This window comes from Poinsettia branch-inducing phytoplasma str. JR1 (genome assembly GCF_000309465.1).
In the GTDB taxonomy this organism is placed as follows: Bacteria; Bacillota_I; Bacilli_A; order Acholeplasmatales; family Acholeplasmataceae; genus Phytoplasma; species Phytoplasma pruni.
In genome coordinates this window covers 1-3,711 of the sequence record NZ_AKIK01000003.1, presented here as the reverse complement: position 1 = coordinate 3,711, position 3,711 = coordinate 1, and the positions used below count along the sequence as shown (strand labels likewise).

Below are 3,711 nucleotides of genomic sequence, written 5' to 3'. Positions count from 1 at the left end.
GATAAATAATAAATATTTATCTTTTTTTATTTATTTATGTCTTCTAAAAGTTTATCAATATGTTTGCCATAAACTAAAGATTGATCATATTTAAAAATTAAATTAGGAATTTTTTTAATATTTCTGATTTTTTTAGCTAATTCCATGCGAATTTCTTTTTTATGTTCTTCTAAAGCTTCAGCCGCTAAAGCCACAGTTTTTTCGTCATCTTTTAAAAGAGTATAATAAATATTACTAAAGGATAAATCTTTAGTTAAATCAACATCAGTGACATTGATATACCCTATTTGATCGTTTTTAACTATTTGATTAATTATAAAAACTATTTCTTTGTGAATTAAATTCGCTGTTCTTTCGATTGTAATACTCATATTATTTACACTACTTTCTCCATTTTAGAGGATTCTATTATATCATCAACTTGAAAAGTGTTGAAATTATCTAAAACAATACCACATTCATGGCCTTGTTTGGCGCTATTGATATTATTTTTTAAATGTTTTAAAGAAATTATTTTGCCTTCGTAAATCACTTCCTTATTACGGATCACTTTCGCTAAAGAATTGTTAAAAATAGTTCCACTAGTAACATAACAACCCGCAACATGACCGATAGAACTAATATAAAATATTTTTCTAACTTCAGCTTGACCCATCATTTTTTCTTCAAAAACAGGTTTGATTAATTTTTTCAAATCAATTTCAATATCTTCCATCATTTTATAAAGAATTTGATAAGTTTTAATTTCTACTTTAGAATCTTGAGCAAACTTAAGCAAATCATTATTTAAAGGAGTATTGAAATTGATTAATAAAGCTTCAAAAGTTTTAGCTAAATTGATATCATTAATAGTTACCATCCCTACAGAAGCTTTAATAAAATTAATTTTCACTTCTTCAGTAGACATTTGCCCTAAAGCTTTTTGAATCGCTTCAATACTTCCTTGAGTATCAGTTTTTAAAATGATGTTTAAAATTTTAGTTTCGTTTTCATCTTCTAATTCAAAAACATTATCATTGTAAGCTGCTGTTTCATCTAAAAGAGCGTATTTTTTTTCTTTCGCTAAATGTTGCCTTTCGTCTGCCATGCGTTTCGCGACTTTTTCATTCTGAACTAACATAAAATGATCGCCAGCTTGAGGCACTTGTTTTAAACCAGAAACTACTACTGGTTGCGAAGGAACCGCTTGTTTAAGACTTTTCTTTAAATCATCTTCTATAGAGCGTATTTTACCATAAGTTTCACCGACAACAACCACATCACCGATTTTTAAAATTCCGTTAGTAAGAATTAAAGTAGCTAAAGGACCTTTATTTTTGATCAAACTAGCTTCTAAAACCGTTCCTTCGGCTTTTTTTGTTAAATCAGTTTGAATGTTTTTAATATCACTCATTAACAAAATCATTTCTAATAAGTTGTTTAAACCTTTTTTTTTAAGAGCCGACATTTCAATATAAGGAGTATTGCCGCCCCATTCTTCAGGTAATAAGCCATAATTAGATAATTCAGTCATAATGTTTTCTTTTTTATTGTTCAATTTATCGATTTTATTAATAACAACAATGATATCCACATTAGCCGCTTTTGCATGTTCTACAGATTCAATAGTTTGTGGTTTAACTCCGTCATCGCAAGCTACCACTAAAACACAAATATCAGTGACTTTAGCCCCTCTAGAACGCATTTGTGAAAAAGCTTCATGACCTGGACTATCGATAAAAGTTATTTTATTATCATTATAACTAATTTCATAAGCTCCGATATGTTGAGTAATCCCTCCAAATTCTTGGTCTACTACACGAGTTTGTCTGATAGAGTCTAATAAAGTTGTTTTGCCATGGTCCACATGTCCCATAATAGTCACAATAGGAGCTCTTTTAGTCAATTTAGTGTTCTCTTTTTTAGCTTTACCTTTTTTTTGATCTGGATCAACTTGAGGAGAATAAATGATTTTAAGGTTTAATTCTAATCCCAAAAGTTCAATAGTTTCTCGATCTAAGGTTTGATTAATATTCGTTTTAACACCCATTTGTAATATTTTTTTAATTAAAAAAATATTAGAAACTTGTAAGTGTTTAGCTAAATCTTGAACTGTGTGTTTAGGATTGAAAACATAACTTGTTACTCCAATAGTTTCGTTATCAGTCGCTTTTTCTTCTTTTGGATTTTTTTCTAAATTCATATTTTTCTGTTCTCCTTTGAATAGTATTTTTCTTCTCTTATCAATTTAACAAATCCCAAAGTTGTTTATAAATCTTTTCATCAACAAAAGATTTTAATTTTTTGTCTAAAAGTTTTTTTTGTTGAATTAACAAAAGATTTTCATTATTTAAAATAAAATAAGCACCTCTTCCGGGTAGTTTTTGTTCCAAATCAAGAGAAATAACGCCTTGGTTGGAAATCGCTACACGAATTAACTCTTTTTTGGGTTTTTTTTGACAACTAGCGATGCAAGTTCTTAAAATATCTTTAGGCAAGAATGCTTTTTTCACCATAACGATTAAATCATTCTACTTCTTCTTGTTGGGATAAGGTTTGAATGTTAATGTTCCATTTAGTCACCTGAGTAGCTAATTTAACGTTTTTGCCTAATTTACCAATTACTAAAGAAACTTGATCGTCAGCAACCACAACAGACGCTGTTTTATTTTTTTCGTTAATAGCGGTAATTTTAAGAATTTGAGCCGGTTGAAGAGAGTTAGTTATCAATTCTATCGGATCAGAACTCCATTGAAATAAATCAATCTTTTCACCCTTTAAAATGTTAACCACACTTTTTATTCTACTTCCACCTTCACCGATACAAGAACCAATAGGGTCTACTTTAGGATCGGTAGAAATTAAGCCTATTTTAATTCTGTCTGATGGTATGCGCGCTATTCCCATAATTTTAATGATGTCTTCTTGCACTTCTGGAACAAATTCTTTTAATAATTCAACAACAAAATTAACATGGACTCTACTAACGAAAATTTTAGGCATTTTAGTAGTATTTTGAACTTCTACGACAAAAACTAAAATTCTTTCGCCAATATGAAAATTATCATTAAGAAGGGTTTCTTTTTTAGATAATAAGGTATTGATTTCTTTTTCTAATTCTAAAGTGTAGAAATAATCGCTTTCCGCTATTACTTTGCCGCTGATTAATTTGTTTTCATAATTTTTAAAAAAATTATAAATGGTTTCTCTTTTTTGTTTGATCAATTCTTCGTTAAATTTATTTTTAAAATCTTTACTCGCATAAAAATTAAAATCTTTCGGATCAACTTCAATTTCGATAATATCTCCTACTTGTGCGTCTTCTTTTAATTTTTGCGCCTCCTCTAAATCAAGGCAACTATATTCATTAGCGTTTAGCGTTTCTTCGTCGTTAGAATCAATTACTAAATATTGTTTATATAAAAAAATTTCATCATATTCTGGAGTAATTTCTGTACGACAACTTTTAACTTGGTAATTTTTTTTACAACCAGAAACTAAACCCTTTTTAAAAGATTGAATAGTCTGTTCACGAGTTAGTTCGTATTCTTGAGATAATTGATCTATATTATTTAAAAATTCTTTATTTTTCAAAAAAAACCCTCCTTTTCTGAAATATTTTCCTTTGTAAATGGGAATAAAATTAAAAAAGTGATTATATAAAATAACCACTTAACAAGAAATATTATATATAATCTAAATTAACATTTTATTACTAATTATAGTGTATCA

Annotated in this window: 4 protein-coding genes; all 4 read right to left on the bottom strand. The window is 28.2% G+C overall.

All coding sequences use genetic code 11. The features are described 5' to 3' along the window. Nucleotides 1–26 precede the first annotated feature (26 nt). The 4 genes from rbfA to nusA are packed head-to-tail and all read right to left on the bottom strand — an operon-like array spanning nt 27 to nt 3,573. Nucleotides 27–371, bottom strand: coding sequence for a 30S ribosome-binding factor RbfA (gene rbfA, locus ON17_RS00095; RefSeq protein WP_017191431.1), 345 nt, complete (start codon nt 369–371; stop codon nt 27–29). 5 nt (nt 372–376) lie between these two features. Next, the gene (gene infB, locus ON17_RS00090; protein ID WP_017191430.1) at nt 377–2,182 is read right to left on the bottom strand and encodes a translation initiation factor IF-2; all 1,806 of its coding nucleotides are present in this window, start codon (nt 2,180–2,182) and stop codon (nt 377–379) included. Nucleotides 2,183–2,222: 40 nt separating this feature from the next. After that, nucleotides 2,223–2,495: a YlxR family protein gene (locus tag ON17_RS00085; RefSeq protein ID WP_026071972.1), complete on the bottom strand. Its 273-nt coding sequence runs from the start codon at nt 2,493–2,495 to the stop codon at nt 2,223–2,225. 10 nt (nt 2,496–2,505) lie between these two features. Next, a complete protein-coding gene (gene nusA / locus ON17_RS00080) occupies nt 2,506–3,573 on the bottom strand; it encodes a transcription termination factor NusA (protein ID WP_017191428.1) in 1,068 nt (355 codons plus the stop codon). Nucleotides 3,574–3,711 lie beyond the last annotated feature (138 nt).

Bases quoted from the DNA above. Each gene is read 5' to 3' on its own strand.
- rbfA (WP_017191431.1), bottom strand. From the start codon at position 371: ATGAGTATTACAATCGAAAGAACAGCGAATTTAATTCACAAAGAAATA.
- ON17_RS00085 (WP_026071972.1), bottom strand. From the start codon at position 2,495: ATGGTGAAAAAAGCATTCTTGCCTAAAGATATTTTAAGAACTTGCATC.
- infB (WP_017191430.1), bottom strand. From the start codon at position 2,182: ATGAATTTAGAAAAAAATCCAAAAGAAGAAAAAGCGACTGATAACGAA.